General features: G+C 67.5%; 1 protein-coding gene. It reads left to right on the top strand.

Annotated elements, in window-relative coordinates:
* The coding region (locus AC5RWX_RS34105) for a 3'-5' exonuclease (RefSeq protein WP_494100547.1) at positions 1-593 on the top strand (593 nt) is incomplete at both ends.

The raw sequence follows: 593 nt of genomic DNA, 5'->3' as shown, positions 1-593 counted from the left end.
GCCGCGCCGCTCCAGCTCGTGGCCCAGCGGCCTGCCGGGCCTGCCCCCCAATTCACCGAGTGCTCTGATGATGAAGCGGAAGCTGCCACGGTGGCGCAAAAGATCAAGGCATTGCTCGACGCCGGCACTCCGGCCAGCGAGGTGGCTGTCCTGTTCCGCACGAACGGGCAGTCCGAGGCTTATGAACAGGCCCTGGCTGCCGCCGGTATTGGCTACCAGTTGCGCGGCGGAGAGCGCTTCTTTGCCCGCAAGGAAGTACGCGACGCCATCCTTCAGTTGCGCGCCGCAACCCGGGCGGTCTCGGCGGAGTCGCCGGAACCGCTGGGCCAGCTGGTCAGGGACATCGTCGCCTCTCTCGGCTATACGGAAGCGGCACCCCACAACGGCGGTGCGCTCCGCGAACGCTGGGAATCCCTCGCGGCGCTGGTGGCCCTGGCCGACGAACTCGTGCAGACCCGGGGACCGGAGTTTGGTTTGGCCGACTTTGTAAACGAACTCCAGGAGCGTTCACTGGCCCAGCATGCGCCCACTGTGCAGGGCGTCACCCTCGCCTCGCTGCACGCGGCCAAGGGCCTGGAATGGGACGCGGTATT

It is taken from the genome of Arthrobacter sp. SPT-J7 (genome assembly GCF_059089965.1).
Note: the sequence above shows the minus strand (reverse complement) of the source record. Positions and strands in the feature narration are given on the sequence as shown.